General features: G+C 67.4%; 15 protein-coding genes. 7 read left to right on the forward strand and 8 right to left on the reverse strand.

The features are described 5' to 3' along the window. Positions 1–127: 127 nt before the first annotated feature. From ON37_RS07205 to clpX, 3 genes are all read left to right on the forward strand, one after another. Positions 128–718 carry an ATP-dependent Clp protease proteolytic subunit gene (locus ON37_RS07205; protein ID WP_040717991.1) on the forward strand — a complete coding sequence of 197 codons (591 nt, stop codon included), beginning with the start codon at positions 128–130 and terminating at the stop codon, positions 716–718. A 30-nt stretch (positions 719–748) separates the two neighbouring features. Next, positions 749–1,417 (forward strand): ATP-dependent Clp protease proteolytic subunit, encoded by a 669-nt coding sequence (locus ON37_RS07210; RefSeq protein ID WP_040717992.1) that lies wholly within the window; start codon positions 749–751, stop codon positions 1,415–1,417. Positions 1,418–1,790: 373 nt separating this feature from the next. Next, a complete protein-coding gene (gene clpX, locus ON37_RS07215) occupies positions 1,791–3,071 on the forward strand; it encodes an ATP-dependent Clp protease ATP-binding subunit ClpX (RefSeq protein WP_040718015.1) in 1,281 nt (426 codons plus the stop codon). A 78-nt stretch (positions 3,072–3,149) separates the two neighbouring features. Here the strand turns inward: clpX and ON37_RS07220 are convergent, their stop codons facing one another. Beyond that, entirely contained in the window at positions 3,150–3,719 is a 570-nt protein-coding gene (locus ON37_RS07220) for a carboxymuconolactone decarboxylase family protein (RefSeq protein ID WP_040717993.1), read from the reverse strand. A 148-nt stretch (positions 3,720–3,867) separates the two neighbouring features. On the opposite strand from ON37_RS07220, the gene ON37_RS07225 reads away from it, so the two are divergent. Then, positions 3,868–4,467, forward strand: coding sequence for a TIGR03086 family metal-binding protein (locus ON37_RS07225; RefSeq protein ID WP_083892794.1), 600 nt, complete (start codon positions 3,868–3,870; stop codon positions 4,465–4,467). Positions 4,468–4,620: 153 nt separating this feature from the next. Beyond that, positions 4,621–5,079, forward strand: coding sequence for a MarR family winged helix-turn-helix transcriptional regulator (locus tag ON37_RS07230; RefSeq protein ID WP_040717995.1), 459 nt, complete (start codon positions 4,621–4,623; stop codon positions 5,077–5,079). Between the two features lie 173 nt (positions 5,080–5,252). Here the strand turns inward: ON37_RS07230 and ON37_RS30840 are convergent, their stop codons facing one another. From ON37_RS30840 to ON37_RS07250, 4 genes are all read right to left on the reverse strand, one after another. After that, positions 5,253–5,786 (reverse strand): hypothetical protein, encoded by a 534-nt coding sequence (locus ON37_RS30840; protein ID WP_051031289.1) that lies wholly within the window; start codon positions 5,784–5,786, stop codon positions 5,253–5,255. A 136-nt stretch (positions 5,787–5,922) separates the two neighbouring features. Continuing rightward, on the reverse strand, positions 5,923–6,297 hold the full coding sequence (locus ON37_RS07240; RefSeq protein ID WP_040717996.1) for a nuclear transport factor 2 family protein: 375 nt from the start codon (positions 6,295–6,297) through the stop codon (positions 5,923–5,925). A gap of 76 nt (positions 6,298–6,373) precedes the next feature. Continuing rightward, positions 6,374–7,210, reverse strand: coding sequence for a formate dehydrogenase accessory sulfurtransferase FdhD (gene fdhD, locus ON37_RS07245; RefSeq protein ID WP_040717997.1), 837 nt, complete (start codon positions 7,208–7,210; stop codon positions 6,374–6,376). 48 nt (positions 7,211–7,258) lie between these two features. Then, positions 7,259–9,562: an FdhF/YdeP family oxidoreductase gene (locus tag ON37_RS07250; protein WP_040717998.1), complete on the reverse strand. Its 2,304-nt coding sequence runs from the start codon at positions 9,560–9,562 to the stop codon at positions 7,259–7,261. Between the two features lie 195 nt (positions 9,563–9,757). On the opposite strand from ON37_RS07250, the gene ON37_RS07255 reads away from it, so the two are divergent. Further along, positions 9,758–10,201: a hypothetical protein gene (locus ON37_RS07255; RefSeq protein ID WP_157171377.1), complete on the forward strand. Its 444-nt coding sequence runs from the start codon at positions 9,758–9,760 to the stop codon at positions 10,199–10,201. A gap of 217 nt (positions 10,202–10,418) precedes the next feature. Here ON37_RS07255 and ON37_RS07260 read toward each other — a convergent pair whose 3' ends face one another. After that, on the reverse strand, positions 10,419–11,873 hold the full coding sequence (locus ON37_RS07260) for an MFS transporter (RefSeq protein WP_245553097.1): 1,455 nt from the start codon (positions 11,871–11,873) through the stop codon (positions 10,419–10,421). Between the two features lie 100 nt (positions 11,874–11,973). On the opposite strand from ON37_RS07260, the gene ON37_RS07265 reads away from it, so the two are divergent. Then, the gene (locus ON37_RS07265; RefSeq protein ID WP_040718001.1) at positions 11,974–12,411 is read left to right on the forward strand and encodes a MarR family winged helix-turn-helix transcriptional regulator; all 438 of its coding nucleotides are present in this window, start codon (positions 11,974–11,976) and stop codon (positions 12,409–12,411) included. A gap of 67 nt (positions 12,412–12,478) precedes the next feature. Here ON37_RS07265 and ON37_RS07270 read toward each other — a convergent pair whose 3' ends face one another. After that, positions 12,479–12,976 (reverse strand): winged helix-turn-helix transcriptional regulator, encoded by a 498-nt coding sequence (locus tag ON37_RS07270; protein ID WP_040718002.1) that lies wholly within the window; start codon positions 12,974–12,976, stop codon positions 12,479–12,481. Continuing rightward, positions 12,973–15,216, reverse strand: coding sequence for a molybdopterin-dependent oxidoreductase (locus ON37_RS07275; protein WP_040718003.1), 2,244 nt, complete (start codon positions 15,214–15,216; stop codon positions 12,973–12,975). Before ON37_RS07275 ends, ON37_RS07270 begins: the two co-directional genes overlap by 4 nt. Positions 15,217–15,371 lie beyond the last annotated feature (155 nt).

Here is a 15,371-nt window from a genome sequence, read left to right on the forward strand (position 1 = left end):
TAACGACGAAGGCCCGGGAGACCGCATATTGGACAGAGGCTGTGCCGGCAGGCATCGTGCCGGCGAGAGAGGGCAGGTATCCGTGACAATCAATCAGGCTGTGGCACCTTCGAAGTCGGGGCCGGTCATGACATCCGCGACTGCTGGGCTCAACCTCAGTGATTCGGTGTACGAGCGTTTGCTCCGCGACCGCATCATCTTCCTGGGCACCCAGGTGGACGACGACATCGCCAACAAGCTGTGCGCGCAGATCCTGCTGCTGGCGGCCGAGGATCCGACTCGCGACATCTCGCTCTACATCAACTCGCCCGGCGGGTCGGTGACCGCGGGTATGGCGATCTACGACACGATGCAGTTCGCCGAATGCGATATCGCCACCTATGCCATGGGTCTGGCGGCCTCGATGGGGCAGTTCCTGCTGACCGCGGGCACCAAGGGCAAGCGTTATGCGCTGCCGCACGCGCGCATCATGATGCACCAGCCCTCGGCGGGTATCGGCGGTTCGGCCGCCGACATCGCGATCATGGCCGAGCAGTTCGCCCACACCAAGCGCGAGCTCACCGAGTTGCAGGCGCTGCACACGGGGAAGTCGATCGAGCAGGTGACCGCCGACGCCGATCGTGACCGCTGGTTCACCGCCGCCGAAGCGCTCGACTACGGCTTCATCGACCACGTGATCACGCACTCCCGTCAGGCCAACAACGGCTCGGCCCAGTAGCGTTCCACCACACAGACTTTGGAGACGAAGATGACTCTCATCGATCCGCGGGCAGGCCTGTCCGGTATCGCACCGGCGAGCCCGCAGGCCCGCTACATCCTGCCGTCGTTCATCGAGCACTCGAGCTTCGGCGTCAAGGAGTCCAACCCGTACAACAAGCTGTTCGAGGAGCGCATCATCTTCCTCGGCGTGCAGGTGGACGACGCCTCGGCCAACGACATCATGGCGCAGCTGCTGGTGCTGGAGTCGCTGGATCCCGATCGCGACATCACCATGTACATCAACTCGCCCGGTGGTTCCTTCACCTCGCTGATGGCCATCTACGACACCATGCAGTACGTGCGCGCCGATGTCGCGACGGTCTGCCTGGGCCAGGCGGCCTCGGCGGCGGCGGTGCTGCTCGCGGCCGGTACGCCGGGTAAGCGCGCCTGCCTGCCCAACGCCCGCGTGCTGATCCACCAGCCTTCGCTGGAGGGCGGCATCCAGGGCCAGGTCTCCGATCTGGAGATCCAGGCCGCCGAGATCGAGCGCATGCGCCGGCTGATGGAGACCACCCTGGCCCGCCACACGGGCAAGGATGCCGACACCATCCGCAAGGACACCGACCGCGACAAGATCCTGACGGCCGAGGAGGCCAAGGAATACGGGATCATCGACACGGTGTTCGACTACCGCAAGCTGAGCGCGCAGAAGAAGTGATCCGGTCGCGGAGCTCGCCGCGAGGCGGGCTCCGCGGGGAACCGGTCCGGGTGGCGGAACGAGGTCGGCACCGCTCGGATCGGCGGCCGGGACGTCTCGCGGTGGGGTGTCGGGTGAGCTTTCCGACACTCTCTCGGCGAGAAACATCCCGGAGTTGTCGACCTCTGTCGCGTCGACCGGGTACGGTCGGTCTAGGGACCTTGGCTCATCGGTTGTCGGCATATCGACCGACCCGGACGACGATCGCCGAAGTGCGAGAATCCGATCGAGGCGCGACACTGATCGGAGCACGGCGGGTAGCGTTGTTCGAAGGCGGCTTGTCGGCATCCGGGACAGACGGTTGCACGCGGACAAGGAAGTAGGGACCCACGAGATGGCGCGCATCGGTGATGGCGGCGATCTGCTCAAATGCTCGTTCTGCGGAAAGAGCCAGAAGCAGGTCAAGAAGCTCATTGCGGGACCAGGGGTGTACATCTGCGACGAGTGCATCGACCTCTGCAACGAGATCATCGAAGAGGAGCTGGCCGAGTCGAGTGAGGTCAAGCTCGACGAGCTGCCCAAGCCGGCCGAGATTCGAGACTTCCTCGAGCAGTACGTGATCGGCCAGGATTCGGCCAAGCGCACGCTGGCGGTGGCCGTCTACAACCACTACAAGCGCATCCAGGCCGGGGACAAGGGCCGCGACAGCCGGGGCGAGCCGGTCGAGCTGATGAAGTCGAACATCCTCATGCTCGGCCCCACCGGCTGCGGTAAGACCTATCTCGCCCAGACGCTGGCCAAGATGCTCAACGTCCCGTTCGCCATCGCCGACGCGACCGCGCTGACCGAGGCCGGCTATGTCGGTGAGGATGTCGAGAACATTCTGCTCAAGCTGATCCAGGCCGCCGATTACGACGTCAAGCGGGCCGAGACCGGCATCATCTACATCGACGAGGTCGACAAGATCGCCCGCAAGAGCGAGAACCCGTCGATCACCCGGGACGTCTCCGGTGAGGGCGTGCAGCAGGCCCTCCTGAAGATCCTCGAGGGTACCCAGGCGAGTGTGCCGCCGCAGGGTGGGCGCAAGCATCCGCATCAGGAGTTCATCCAGATCGACACGACGAACGTGCTGTTCATCGTGGCCGGCGCGTTCGCCGGTCTGGAGAAGATCGTGCAGGACCGGGTCGGTAAGCGCGGCATCGGCTTCGGCGCCGAGGTCCGGTCCAAGGCCGAGATCGACACCGCCGACCATTTCGCCGAGGTGATGCCGGAGGATCTGATCAAGTTCGGTCTGATCCCCGAATTCATCGGCCGGCTTCCGATGGTCGCCTCGGTGACCAACCTGGACAAGGATTCGCTGGTGCGGATTCTGTCCGAGCCGAAGAACGCGCTGGTGAAGCAGTACGTACGCCTGTTCGAGATGGACGGCGTCGATCTGGAGTTCACCAAGGACGCGCTGGAAGCCGTCGCGGATCAGGCGATTCTGCGCGGTACCGGCGCGCGCGGCCTGCGGGCCATCATGGAGGAAGTGCTGCTGCCGGTGATGTACGACATTCCGAGTCGCGACGACGTCGCCAAGGTCGTCATCAACGCCGACACGGTCAACGACAACGTGCTGCCGACCATCGTGCCGCGTAAGCGTCAGGCTACCGAGCGTCGCGAGAAGTCGGCGTAGGAGCCGGCCGCCAGGTCCACGCGAAAGGGGCGGGAGGTCTGCACCTCCCGCCCCTTTCGCGTGCGGGCTATTCGGTCTTCATGCCCAGGGCACCCGGCAGGAGTCGGTACTGAAACCCTGCGCGGTGATACCGAGTGCGGAATACGTGCGGGCGCGCGAATTCTCCAGGGCGATCTGGTAAGTCAGCTCTACGACGCCGTCGGTGCCGAACCGGGCGCGCAGATCGGTGATCTGTTCGTCGGTGACCGTGGTGGGTGTGGCGGTCATGGCGTCGGCGTAGGCGATCGCGGCGCGTTCGTCGTCGGTATAGGACGGCGAGGTCTGATAGTCGGCGATATCCTTCAGCTTCTCCACGTCCAGATGGCTCAGCCGCATCAGCATGGTGCCGAAGTCGACGCACCAGGAACAGCCGATGGTCCACGCCACGCGGTAGACCGCGATCTCGAGGACATCCTCGGGAACGACGGCGGTGGCCCGCTGAACCAGTGATTCGTGGGCCGCGTAGGCGGTGAGCAGTTTGGGATGGTTGGCGAGGACGGCCATCGGTTCGGGCACCTCACCGAACTTGCGCTTGCTGAAGCGGTACATGATCCGAGTCAGCGGGCCGGCCTGTTGCGGTGTTACCGGGGGGATTCGGGTGGCACTCATGGTTCTCCCTTCGGAAGACGGTTCACCCCTTGGACGAGATGCTGTCGGCCGATGTGACGGGTGCGCGGTGTGACGCCGATCTCAGACCACGGTAGCGAGGAGAAAAATAAGCATCGACAGATGATAAGCGTACGCATATCATATGCTCATGACTAATATTGCCGACCTCGACCGCAAGGCGGTCGCCTACAGCGTCACGATCGTGTCGAAGGCGACGGCCGACGACCTGCTCAGGCCGACACCGTGCGCGGACTGGAACCTCGCACAGCTGCTGGCGCATATGTCCGCCCAGCATCGTGGCTTCGCGGCGGCTGCCCGCGGTCGCGGTGCCGACCCGTCCGCGTGGCGGGTCACCACGGCGGCGGATCCGGTGGCCGACTACCTCGCCGCGGCGGCCGATGTCGACTCGGCCTTCTCCGAATCCGATGTCCTGCAGCGGGTTTTCGACCTTCCGGAGTTCGGTTCCGGGTTCACCGCGCCGGGGGAGCAGGCGATCGGATTCCATCTCATCGACTACATCGTGCACGGCTGGGACGTCGCCCGGTCGCTCGATCTGCCCTACGAACTGGACGCCGAACTCGTCGAGCCGGCCTTGCGCGTGGCCCGCGCGGTGCCCGACGGCGAGCTCCGAACTCAGGCGGGATCGCCGTTCGCGCCCGCGGTGCCGAATCCCGACGGCGCGGATCCGCTCGCGGAGATTCTCGCCTGGCTCGGCCGCTCGCCGAATTGGCCGGATCCGGTGAAATAGCCGGGGGCTGAACATGATTACCCGGGCCGGGGGAGCGGGCGGCGCTGGAAGCGCGGGCGCGTCGGCGCCGGATCACGGTGGCGTCGGCAACGAGGGCGTGGCCGCGCCGGGACCGTGGCGGGCGCGCGGTGCCGAGGACGTATCTTGTTCGGCATGGCGGATACGCGGCGACCCGATCTGGCGGCGATGATCGTGCCGCTCGGCCGTGCCCTGATGGCGCTGGAAAAGCCCGTTCTGGAAGCGCACGGGCTGAGCATGTGGGCGTATTCGGTGCTGCTCGCGCTCAGCCGGGGTCCGGCGCGCGGCCAAGGCGTATTGGCCGAGGAGATCGGGGCCGACAAGACCCGGATCATTCCCGTCCTCGACGATCTACAGGAACGGGGGCTGATCGAACGCTACCCCGATCCCGCCGATCGGCGGGCCCGGCTGCTGGCCGTGACGGCGGCGGGCCGGGCCCTGGCCCAGGCGGCGCAATCCGATATTCAGGCTCGGGAGGAGGTCTTGCTCGGTCGTCTCGATGCGGCGGACCGGCGCGGATTCCTCAACGCGCTGGCGGCATTGGCGGCGGTTCCACGGGCGGACATCGTCGATGCGGATGCACACCCGCGCTAGCGGTATCGAATTGTCGCGGTAGTTCGTCGGGCTGCCGATCGGAGGCGGTGACGACCGGTTGCCTGGTCGCGCCCGTTGTCGAAGATCGTCGTTGACCTTCCGTGGTTCGCCGTTGAACCTTTTCCCCGATGCTTGCTCATCGCCGTCGCCGGTGGCGCCGTTACCGTGCGGCTTCACCTACTACGACGGCGCGGGAAGCGGATATTCATCGGCGCCGGATCGCGTAGTTGCACGCGTCCCCGCGGGGCGGCCAGGACGATCGCGGCGCCCAGTACCGGCAGGAGCAGGGCGGCCACGAGGCTGAACGCGAAATTGGCCGCGCTCATGTCATCCGGCTTGTGCGAGGCGTGATAGATCAGGTGCGGAATCCCGAAGACCAGCCAGCCGATGCCGGCGATCCGGGCGGTCACGCTGTCGCGGTAGTAGAGCGCGGCCAGGCTCAGTGCCCCGAAGCCGAGGAAGAACGCCCCGACGTCGGTGACCAGATGATGGTTGTACGGGCCGCCCATCGGCACCCAGTCCAGGCCGAAACCGGGAAAACTGCGGTACCACTGCTCCGGGAGCAGCAGTGCCCACAGGCCGATGACGATCCCCGTGATCGCCAACAACCACAACGAGATTCGAACGATCAACCACCGGCGGCGATCGACATCCAGTCGCATCCGGACCCGCAGCCCCTCGCCCGTCCCCCGCACCGAAATTCGCATCAGACGCCCCTTCGTCCGCCGATTGTCGACTTACCGTAAACCGGGCAATGGGGAGGAACAAGGGGTGCAGTTCGCCGCCGGTCGGTCGCCGTCGAAATTCCGGCGGGCGCGCGGCGGCGATCCGGGATGCTAGAGGTCAGATCTTCTCGTTGACCATGTCGTCCGGGCCCCAGTAGGCCCGCATACTCGTGATCCTGCCCTGCTCGTCGAACTCCATCACATCGATCGGCGACAGGGTCATGCGGTGGCCGCCGACCTCACCGACCAGGGTGAACGAGACCGCGGCATGGTTGCCGGCCACCCGCGCGGCGTGCAGTTCGGTCTTGCGCTCCAGGGATTCCAGCGCCTGGTACAGCTGGCCGATGGCCTCGTGGCCGCGGCGCGGATCGCTGCCGATCGGATCCTCGACGACGGCATCGGGTGCGTAGAGCGCCAGAATTTCCGAGGTCGGGCCGCTGGCCACCAATTGCACGTAGCGTTCGACCGTTTCGCGGATCTGCTGCGCTGCCATGTGAACTCCCAAGAATTGAAACGTGTTCTAGTTGGGAGAGTAGCAGGGATCACGACTGTCGGTCCTGGTTCCCGGCTCAGGTTCCGGTGGCCGCGGGCGCATCCGGTTCGATGCGGTCGACTCCGCTGTAGATGTTCATCGTTTCGCCACGCAGGAAGCCGGCCAGGGTGAGTCCGCTGTCGGCGGCCAGATCGACGGCCAGCGAACTCGGCGCCGAGACCGCCCCGAGGACCGGGATGCCCGCCATCACCGCCTTCTGCACCAACTCGAAGGAGGCGCGGCCGCTGACGATCAGCACGGTGTCGTGTGCCGGTACGTGTCCCTCCCGCAACGCCCACCCGACCACCTTGTCGACGGCGTTGTGCCGCCCGACATCCTCGCGTACGGCCAGTGCCCGGCCGTCCGGTGTGAACAATCCGGCCGCGTGCAGGCCGCCGGTGGCGTCGAAAACGCTTTGCCGCGAGCGCAACTCGCCGGGCATCGCGGCGAGGACGGCCGGGTCGATGCGGGGTGCGGCGGCGGGCAGCCGGAAGCGGCTGCGGGTGCGCACCTGCTCGAGTGCGGTGGTCCCGCACAACCCGCACGAACTGTTGGTGACGAACCCGCGCGGCCGGATCGGGACCGGCGTGCGCAGCTCGATATCGAGCACGTTGTAGGTATTGCGACCCTGATCGTCGGTGCCCGCGCAGTAGCGCGCGGACACGATGTCGTCGGCCGATTCGATGATCCCCTCGCTGAAGAGGAATCCGTGCGCGAGGTCGATGTCGTGGCCCGGTGTGCGCATGGTGACGGTCAGCGCGGTTCCGCCGATGCGCAATTCCAGCGGTTCCTCCACCGCCAAGGTGTCGGGCCGGGAGATGACGCCCGCCGCGGTGATCCGTCGGGTCGGTCTGCGCGCGGTCACTCTGCTCAATGCTGCCTCGCAGTGCTGGTCGATGCCGCCGAAACGACGCCGGGGCGGTCAGGGGGCCGGGTGTCGATGGGGTTCGAGCCGGATGAGCACGGCTTTGGAAACCGGGGTGTTGGATCGTTCGGCGACATGGTCGAGCGGAACCAGCGGATTGGTCTCCGGATAGTAGGCGGCCGCGTTGCCGCGCGGCGTCGGATAGCCGACGATCCGGAAATCGCTGACCCGTCGCTGCACTCCGTCGTCGAACTCCGAGATCAGATCGACCGAGTCGCCGTCGCGGAAGCCGAATTCGGTGATGTCGTCCGGATGGACCAGCACCACGCGGCGGGCATTGTGGATCCCGCGGTAGCGGTCGTCCAGGCCGTAGACGGTGGTGTTGTACTGGTCGTGACTGCGCAGCGTCTGCAACAACAGCCGTCCGGCCGGTATCCGCGGCCACTGTAGTTCGTTGACCGCGAAGTTGGCCTTGCCGGAGGCGGTGCGGAATTCACGATTGTCCCGGGGCGGATGCGGGAGCTGGAAACCGTTGCGGCCGCGTACCTTCCGGTTGTAGTCGGCGCAACCGGGGACGACACGAGCGATGGCGTCGCGGATCAGATCGTAGTCGCGGCGGAACCGCGCCCACGGCACCGGATGGTCGGGGCCGAACAGCTCGAGCGCCAATTCGCAGACGATCGCGACCTCACTGCGCAGCTGCTCGCTCACCGGCCGCAGCCGTCCGGTGGACAGATGGACCATCGACATCGAATCCTCCACCGAGACCTGCTGTCTCACCCCGTCCTGCAGATCGAGATCGGTTCGCCCCAAGGTGGGCAGGATCAGCGCGGTGCGCCCGTGCACCAGATGACTGCGGTTGAGTTTGGTCGATACCTGGACGGTCAGCTCGCAGTTGCGCAGCGCGGCCTCGGTGACCGCGGTATCCGGGGTCGCGGAGACGAAATTCCCACCCATGCCGACGAACACCTTGGCGCGCCCGTCACGCATGGCGCGAATGCAATCGACCGTATCCCAGCCGTGTTCGCGGGGTGTGGTGATGCCGAATTCGGAATCCAGTGCGGCGAGGAAGCTTTCGGGCATCTTCTCCCAGATGCCCATGGTGCGGTCGCCCTGCACGTTGGAATGGCCGCGGACCGGGCACACGCCGGCTCCGGGCTTGCCGATCATGCCGCGCAACAGCAGCAGATTGGTGGCTTCCTCGATGGTGGCCACCCCGTGGCGCTGCTGGGTCAAGCCCATCGCCCAGCAGATGATCGTGGCCTCGGAGGCGGCCAGCAGCCGCGCGGTGTGCTCGAGCTGTGCGCGGGTGAGTCCGGTCGCGAGGAGCACCTCGTCGAGATCGACCGCGCGCATCTGCTTTTCGTACTCGGCGAATCCGGCGGTGTGCGTGTCGACGAACATCCGATCGACAACCGTGCCGGGTGCCCGATCCTCGGCCTCGAACAGCAGCCGGGCCAGCCCCTGGAACAGCGCCATATCCCCACCGAGACGGATCTGCAGGAAATCGTCGGCGATGGTGATTCCGGTGGTGAAACCCTTGACGGTCTGCGGATCGCGGAAGCCGATGAGCCCGGTCTCCGGGAGCGGATTGACCGCGATCACCCGGGCCCCGGCCTCCTTGGCGGCGGCCAGTGCCGACAGCATGCGCGGATGATTGGTGCCGGGATTCTGTCCGGCGACGATGATCAGGTCGGCGGCGGCGAAATCGTCGATCGACACCGACCCCTTGCCGATGCCGATGGAGCCGGTCAGTGCCGTTCCCGAGGACTCGTGGCACATATTCGAGCAGTCCGGCAGGTTGTTGGTGCCGAAACTGCGCACCAGCAGCTGGTAGAGGAACGCGGTCTCGTTGGCGGTGCGGCCGGAGGTGTAGAAGACCGCCTCGTCCGGGTCGGCCAGTCCGCGCAGGGTGTCGGCGATCAGGCGGTGTGCCTCCGGCCAGGCGATGGGGGAGTAGTGCGTATCGCCCGGGCGCAGCACCATCGGATGGGTGAGCCGGCCCTGCTGCCCCAGCCAGTAGCCGGACTTGCCGGCGAGTTCGGCGACCGAGTGGGTGGCGAAGAACTCCGGAGTAACGGTGCGAAGCGTCGCCTCCTCGGCAACGGCCTTGGCGCCGTTCTCGCAGAATTCGGCCGGGCGACGGTGACCGGTGGGTTCCGGCCAGGCGCAGCCCGGACAGTCGAAGCCGTGGCGCTGATTCACCCGCGCGAGCGTGCGGGCGGTCCGTAGCACGCCCATCTCCTCGACGGCCCGTTCCAGCGCGACCGCGACCGCGGTGACGCCGGCGGCCTGATCCTTGGGCGGGCTCACCGACAGATCGGCTTCGTCGATATCGCGAGTCGGCGGTTTGCGGTGCATATCCCTATCGTCCTCCCACGCGCGCGGTGGCGGCCTCCGGCCCGTCGATCTCGTCGTGTGCACGGCGCAATCGGGGTCCCGCGGGTGAGCCTACGGGGTATCGTGCCGACAGACCGTGCGGCGCAGTCGGGGGATGTTCGCGCACATCAGGCGGTCTCGGTCAGCGCTGCGGCGCCCAGGACGAGGGACGGCATCATGCACGAGACGACGAGGACCGGGAGCATCCGCGCGGGCCGCCGGGCCGCCACCGTCGTGGGCGGCGGTCTGTTCGGCATGGCGGCGGTGGTCGCCCTGATGTTTCCGCAGGCCGCGAATGCCGCTGTCACCAGAATCGGCGCCACCCCCGATATGAACTTCGGAATCGCCACCAATTACGGCAGCGGATGCGGCTACACCCTGCAGGCCGATGTCACCGACCCGGTCGCGCCGGTGACCTTCTACGACAACGGTGTCGCGTTCGGTGTCGCCCGGCCCGGGGGCGCCTACGCGCTCATCCCGTGGGTGCCGGCGACACCCGGGCACCATACGGTGACGGCGGTGCAGGCGGGCCAGCCCACCGAGTTGCCGGCGGCGCGACTGGATCTCCCGGTCGGTACCGGCATCCACCTCGGGTACGCCTGCCTGGTCACCGGCGGCTGACACCGGAATGTCGGCGGCGGGCCCGGTGCTGTCCGGAGCGGGTAGCCCGGCCGACGGCGATGTCATAGCGCTGTGCGGCAACGGAATACACCGATGGCGATGACTGTGTGGGATCGACGGCGGTCCAGCTGAGCACCGTGGCCTGGCTGATCGGCCGCTGAGATCGGGCGGACCCGCTCCGGGCGACAGTGGTCCGGAGCGGGTCCGCCGGCGCCGGTCAGACCGCCGAGGCCGATACCGGCGACGCTGCCGGGGTTTCGGCGGTGGCGGCCGTGCCGGGTCCGCCATGGCGGACTTCCGGACGGAGTCCGAGCAGGGCCGCGAGGACGGTGGCGACGCAGGCCGCCGCCCCCACCCAGAAGGCGATCGTGAACTGGCTCTCCTGGGGGAGCGGCAGCTGCGGAAGCAGTTTCGCGGTCAGCAGCGTGGTGATGATCGCGCTGGCCAGCGAGCTGCCGACGGTCCGGGAGATGGAGTTGATGCCGTTGGCGATCCCGCTCTGGTGATGCGGGACGCCGGCCGCGATCAGGGCGGGCATGGCCGCATAGGCGAAACTGATCGCGATACCGATCACCACGCTCGCGGCGATCACCGACGCGGTGGTGTCGTGGGCCAGTGCCAGCCAGCCGAATCCGACCATGCCGACGACTCCGGACAGCGCCAGTACCGAGCGTCCGCCGAGCCGGCCGACCAGGATCCCGCCGATCGGCGCGGCCAGCATGGACGACAGCGTCGCCGGCAGCAGATATTCCACCGAGGCGCGCAGGATCGAGGCGCCGAAGCCGTAACCGGCCACCCGGGTGGGCATCTGGGCCAGATACGACACCCCCATGAACTGCATGAACATCGCGAATCCGATGAACATGCCGGCCAGGTTGGTGAACAGCACCGGCCGATGGGTGAACATCTGCAGATCCACCAGCGGGGTGCGCACCCGGCGTTCGGTCAGCACCCACGCCGCCGCGGTGGCGATCGCGCCCGCGAAGCAGGCGAGCGTGGTCACCGAGGTCCAACCCCATTCGTGCCCTTGGGAAATCGGCAGCAGCAGCAGGATCAGGAATCCGCCCAGGGTGAGGGCCCCGGGGAGATCGACCGCGCCCGGGTGGCGGGTGGTGGTGGCCGGGACCGCCACCGCCGCGGCGACCAGCGCGACCACCGACAGCGCGGCGGTGAACCAGAAGACGACGTGGTAGTCCGGATCGGCGCCCTTGGTCAGCAGGCCGGTCGACACCAGGCCGAGACCGCCGCCGAAGCCGAGGGTGCCGCTGACGATGGCCATCGCGTGGTGCAGGCGCCGCGCCGGAATCTCCTCGCGCAACACCGCGAGTGCCAGCGGGAAGATCGCCGTGGCCACGCCCTGTAGCACCCGGCCGACCAGCAGCACGCTCAGCGAATTCGCGGATGCGGAGATCGCCGAACCCGCCGCGGCGACGACCAGCACACCGAGCAGGGTCGGCTTCTTGCCGTAGAGGTCGCCGACCCGGCCCAGCAGGGGCGTCGAGACCGCGGCCGAGAGCAGCGTCGCCGTGGTCACCCAGCTGACCGATGTGGTCGAGACCTGCAACTTCGTCGCGATCAAGCCGAGGATCGGCACCGCCTGGGTCTGCATGACCGTGACGATCATCGCGGCGAAGGCCAACACGCCGGTCAGTAGCGAACCCTTACGCTCCACCAGCCACCTCCATATGTATGAAGACATATATGTTTGAAGACCTCAAGTATTTAAGAAGTCGACGATAGCCGTTGTCAATCGCATCGGTAGGATTGCCGCTATGTCACCGGACACAGCGCAGAGCCCGCTGGCATTGCTGATCGCCCGCTTCGTCTCGGCCTACCTGCAGGACTTCCTCACCGCGGCCGAGGGGCACGGCCTGACGCTGACCCAGGCCAAGCTGCTGCTGGCGCTCAACGAGCCGCCCGCCGAATTGCCGATGCGGGTGCTGGCCGACCGCATGGCCTGTGATCCGTCGAACCTCACGGGAGTGGCCGACCGGATGGAATCGCGCGGCCTGGTGCGGCGCACGGTGAATCCCGCCGATCGGCGGGTCAAATATCTGGTATCCACCGAGGCCGGTCGTGAACTGGCCGGGCAGATTCGCGGTTCGCAGGTCCGGGCCTACAAGGCGCTGGCGGAATTGACGCCCGAGGACGAAGAGGTGCTGCGGGAGCTGCTCGAGCGGCTGGTCCCGAAACTCGAATCGGCCGACTGAAACGTACCGGCCGGCCAGGTTGGGGGACGCGGTCGCCGCGGGCTTCCGGCGAGTGCGATGCGGCCGATCAGGCGGTGAATCGTCCGGTCTGCAGGGCGCTTTCGCGGTGCCGAGACGGGAAACCGGGGCCCAGCCGCGAGGAGACCTCGCCGTGGCGCAACGGCTCGCCGCACTGCGCGCACACCACCTCGGCGTGGGTGTCGTGGCCGCAGGTCTCGTGATGGATGACGACCGGTGGCCCGGCCTCCGGCGCGAGCCAGCGGTCACCCCAGCGCATCATGGCGGTGAGGACCGGGAAGAAATCGCGTCCCTTCTCGGTGAGGCGGTATTCGAACCGCACCGGGCGGTCCTGATAGCGAACCTTCTCCAGCATGCCCTCGGCGACCAGTCGCGCCAGCCGCTGGGTCAAGACGTTGCGGCTGAGCCCGAGGATGCGCTCGAAGTCGTCGAATCGCGTTGTGCCGTAATATGCTTCGCGCAACACCAGCGGCGTCCACCAGTCGCCGATCAGATCGACCGTGCGGGCGACCGAACAGGGCCAGGTGGCGAAGGTGGTGCGCTTCATGTCCCCACCGTATCGAGGCGGGCCGGGACGTACTTGTGCCACGGGGTGCCGACCCACTCGTCGCGATCGTCGAAGGCGGTCAGTTCGTTGGGTGCGATGCCGCTGGTGAGGACGTCGCCGTCGTGCTCCACGGTCAGGCCCAGCCCGTTGGGCAGCGACAGATGTCCGCTCCGCATCCGGTCGGTCGGCTCGACCGTCACCTCGGCACTGCCGCTGCGGGTGGTGAGCCGGACCCGGTCGCCCGACCGCAGGCCGAGCCGTTGCGCATCGTCCGTGCTGATCCGCAGCGCGCCACCGGGATCGCGTGTGCGCCACGCGGGATCGCGCATGATGGTGTTGGCGGTGAACGCGCGTCGTTCCCCGGCGGCCAGCACGAAGGGCCACTCGTGCTCCGGATCGGGTTCGGGTAGGTCGGCCAGGGCGGACAGGAGTTCCGGGATATGCAGTCGGACGACGCCGTCGCGCAGCCGGTTCCAGGTTTCGCCGATCTCGTCGTCGGTGATCACCACGCCGTGCGCCCCGGTCAGGATCGCCTGGAACAGGCGCTCACCGGCCTCCGGCCCGGTGCCGTATCCGGCCCGCTGCACCCCGGCCGGGAACTTGCGCACGCAGTTGTGGGCCGCCGCCCACAGCACGGCCGCGGCGGCGGCGCCGTCGGGCAGGGTCGGGCCCAGGGTGCGATAGAGCAGGACGGGCGCCAGTCTGGCCTTGGCGGGATCGGCCAGCATGCTCAGGAACGCCGGTGCGAACGCCTCGCGGCCCTGCTCGAGGGCGACCCGCAGCGGGCGGTAGTCGTCCTCGGTGAGCGCGCCGGCGGCCTCGACCAGCCGGGCATGAATCTCCGGTTCCGGCAGGACGCCGGCGGGCGGCGGGAGGACCGGGTGCCGGAGATGGAAGACGTTGCGCGGGAATTCGAAATTGAAGAACGTGGCCTCGTATTTCTCGAACTGGGTGGGTGCCGGTAGTACGTAGTCGGCGAGCCGGGCCGTTTCGGTCATCGCGACGTCGATGACGACGACCAGATCGAGTGCGGCCAGCGCCGCCCGCATCCGTGCCGAATCCGCTAGGGAGTGCACGGGATTGGCGCTCTCGATCAGCATGGCCCGATAGCGTGCCGGATGGTCGGTGAGGATCTCCTCGGTGATCACGTTGCACGGCACCAGGCCGCTGACGATGCGCGCGCCGACCACCGGGCTGCGCGGGCCGGAGTCGGCGGGATGCCCGCGGTCGTGGCCGATGGCGGCCAGGCCGGAGAAGGCGTACTGCGCGCCGGACTTGCCGAGATTGCCGGTCAGCAGCCACAGCAACTTCTCGACATAGCTCACCAGCGTCGAGTGCCGGTTCATCTGGACGCCCAGATCCTCCAGGGCGGCCACCGACTCGGCGGCGGCCAGCCGGCGGGTCGCCGCGGTGACCAGTTCCGGCTCGACATCGGCTATCGCGCAGTATCGTTCGATCGGCACCGTGCGCAGTACCGCCACCACCTCGTCGAGTCCCTCGGTGTGCGCGGCGAGCCAGTCGTGGGCGATCAGATCGTCTCGGATCAGGATCGCGGCCATCGCGGCGAGCAGATAGATATCGGTGCCGGGACGTAGTTGCAGGTGGAAATCGGCGAGTTCGGCCGTTTCGGTGCGGACCGGATCCAGCACGATGATCGCCCGTTCCGGGTCGCGCGCGATTTCCTTCAGCACGGACCGGGCCCGCGGAAAGCCGTGTGACTGGTACGGATTCTTCCCCACGAACAGTGCCACCTCGGCATGTTCGATATCGGCGCGCACCGGATGGCCGGTCATTCGAGCGCCGACCCAGAATTCCCCGGTCTTCTCCTGAGCCAGGGCGCTGGAGCGATAGCGCATTCCGTAGGCGGCCATCGTGGCCGGTGCGTAGGCGCCGCCCAGATGATTGCCCTGGCCGCCGCCACCGTAGTAGAAGATCGACTTGCCGCCGTATTCCGCGCCGATCGCGCGCATCCGCTGCGATATCTCGGAGATCGCTGTGTCCCAGTCGATTTCGTCGAATCCGCCGTCCTCCCGGCGGCGCAACGGCGTGCGGATCCGCCCGGTGCGCCCGTTCTGATAGCGATCCAGCTGCAACGCCTTGTTGCAGGTGTAGCCGGCGGAGGAGGGGTGCAGTTTGTCGCCGCGGATCTTGTCGAAACTCCGGCCGTCGGAGCCGAGCAGCACCTGGATGCCGCAATTGCACTCGCACAGGATGCACGCCGTTGGCTGCCACTCGCTCATGCACGCAGCGTACGAGGGTTAGTTCACAAACGCTACCCACTGACCGAACCGCGTCGACCGCGTCTCGTGACAGACTCGGTGGACACCGATGGCAACGGCCGATGAATTTGTCCGGCCCCGCCCGTCGTACAGGTGACAGACCGCAATCCCATCCC

This window comes from Nocardia veterana NBRC 100344 (genome assembly GCF_000308855.1).
Classification (GTDB): domain Bacteria; phylum Actinomycetota; class Actinomycetes; order Mycobacteriales; family Mycobacteriaceae; genus Nocardia; species Nocardia veterana.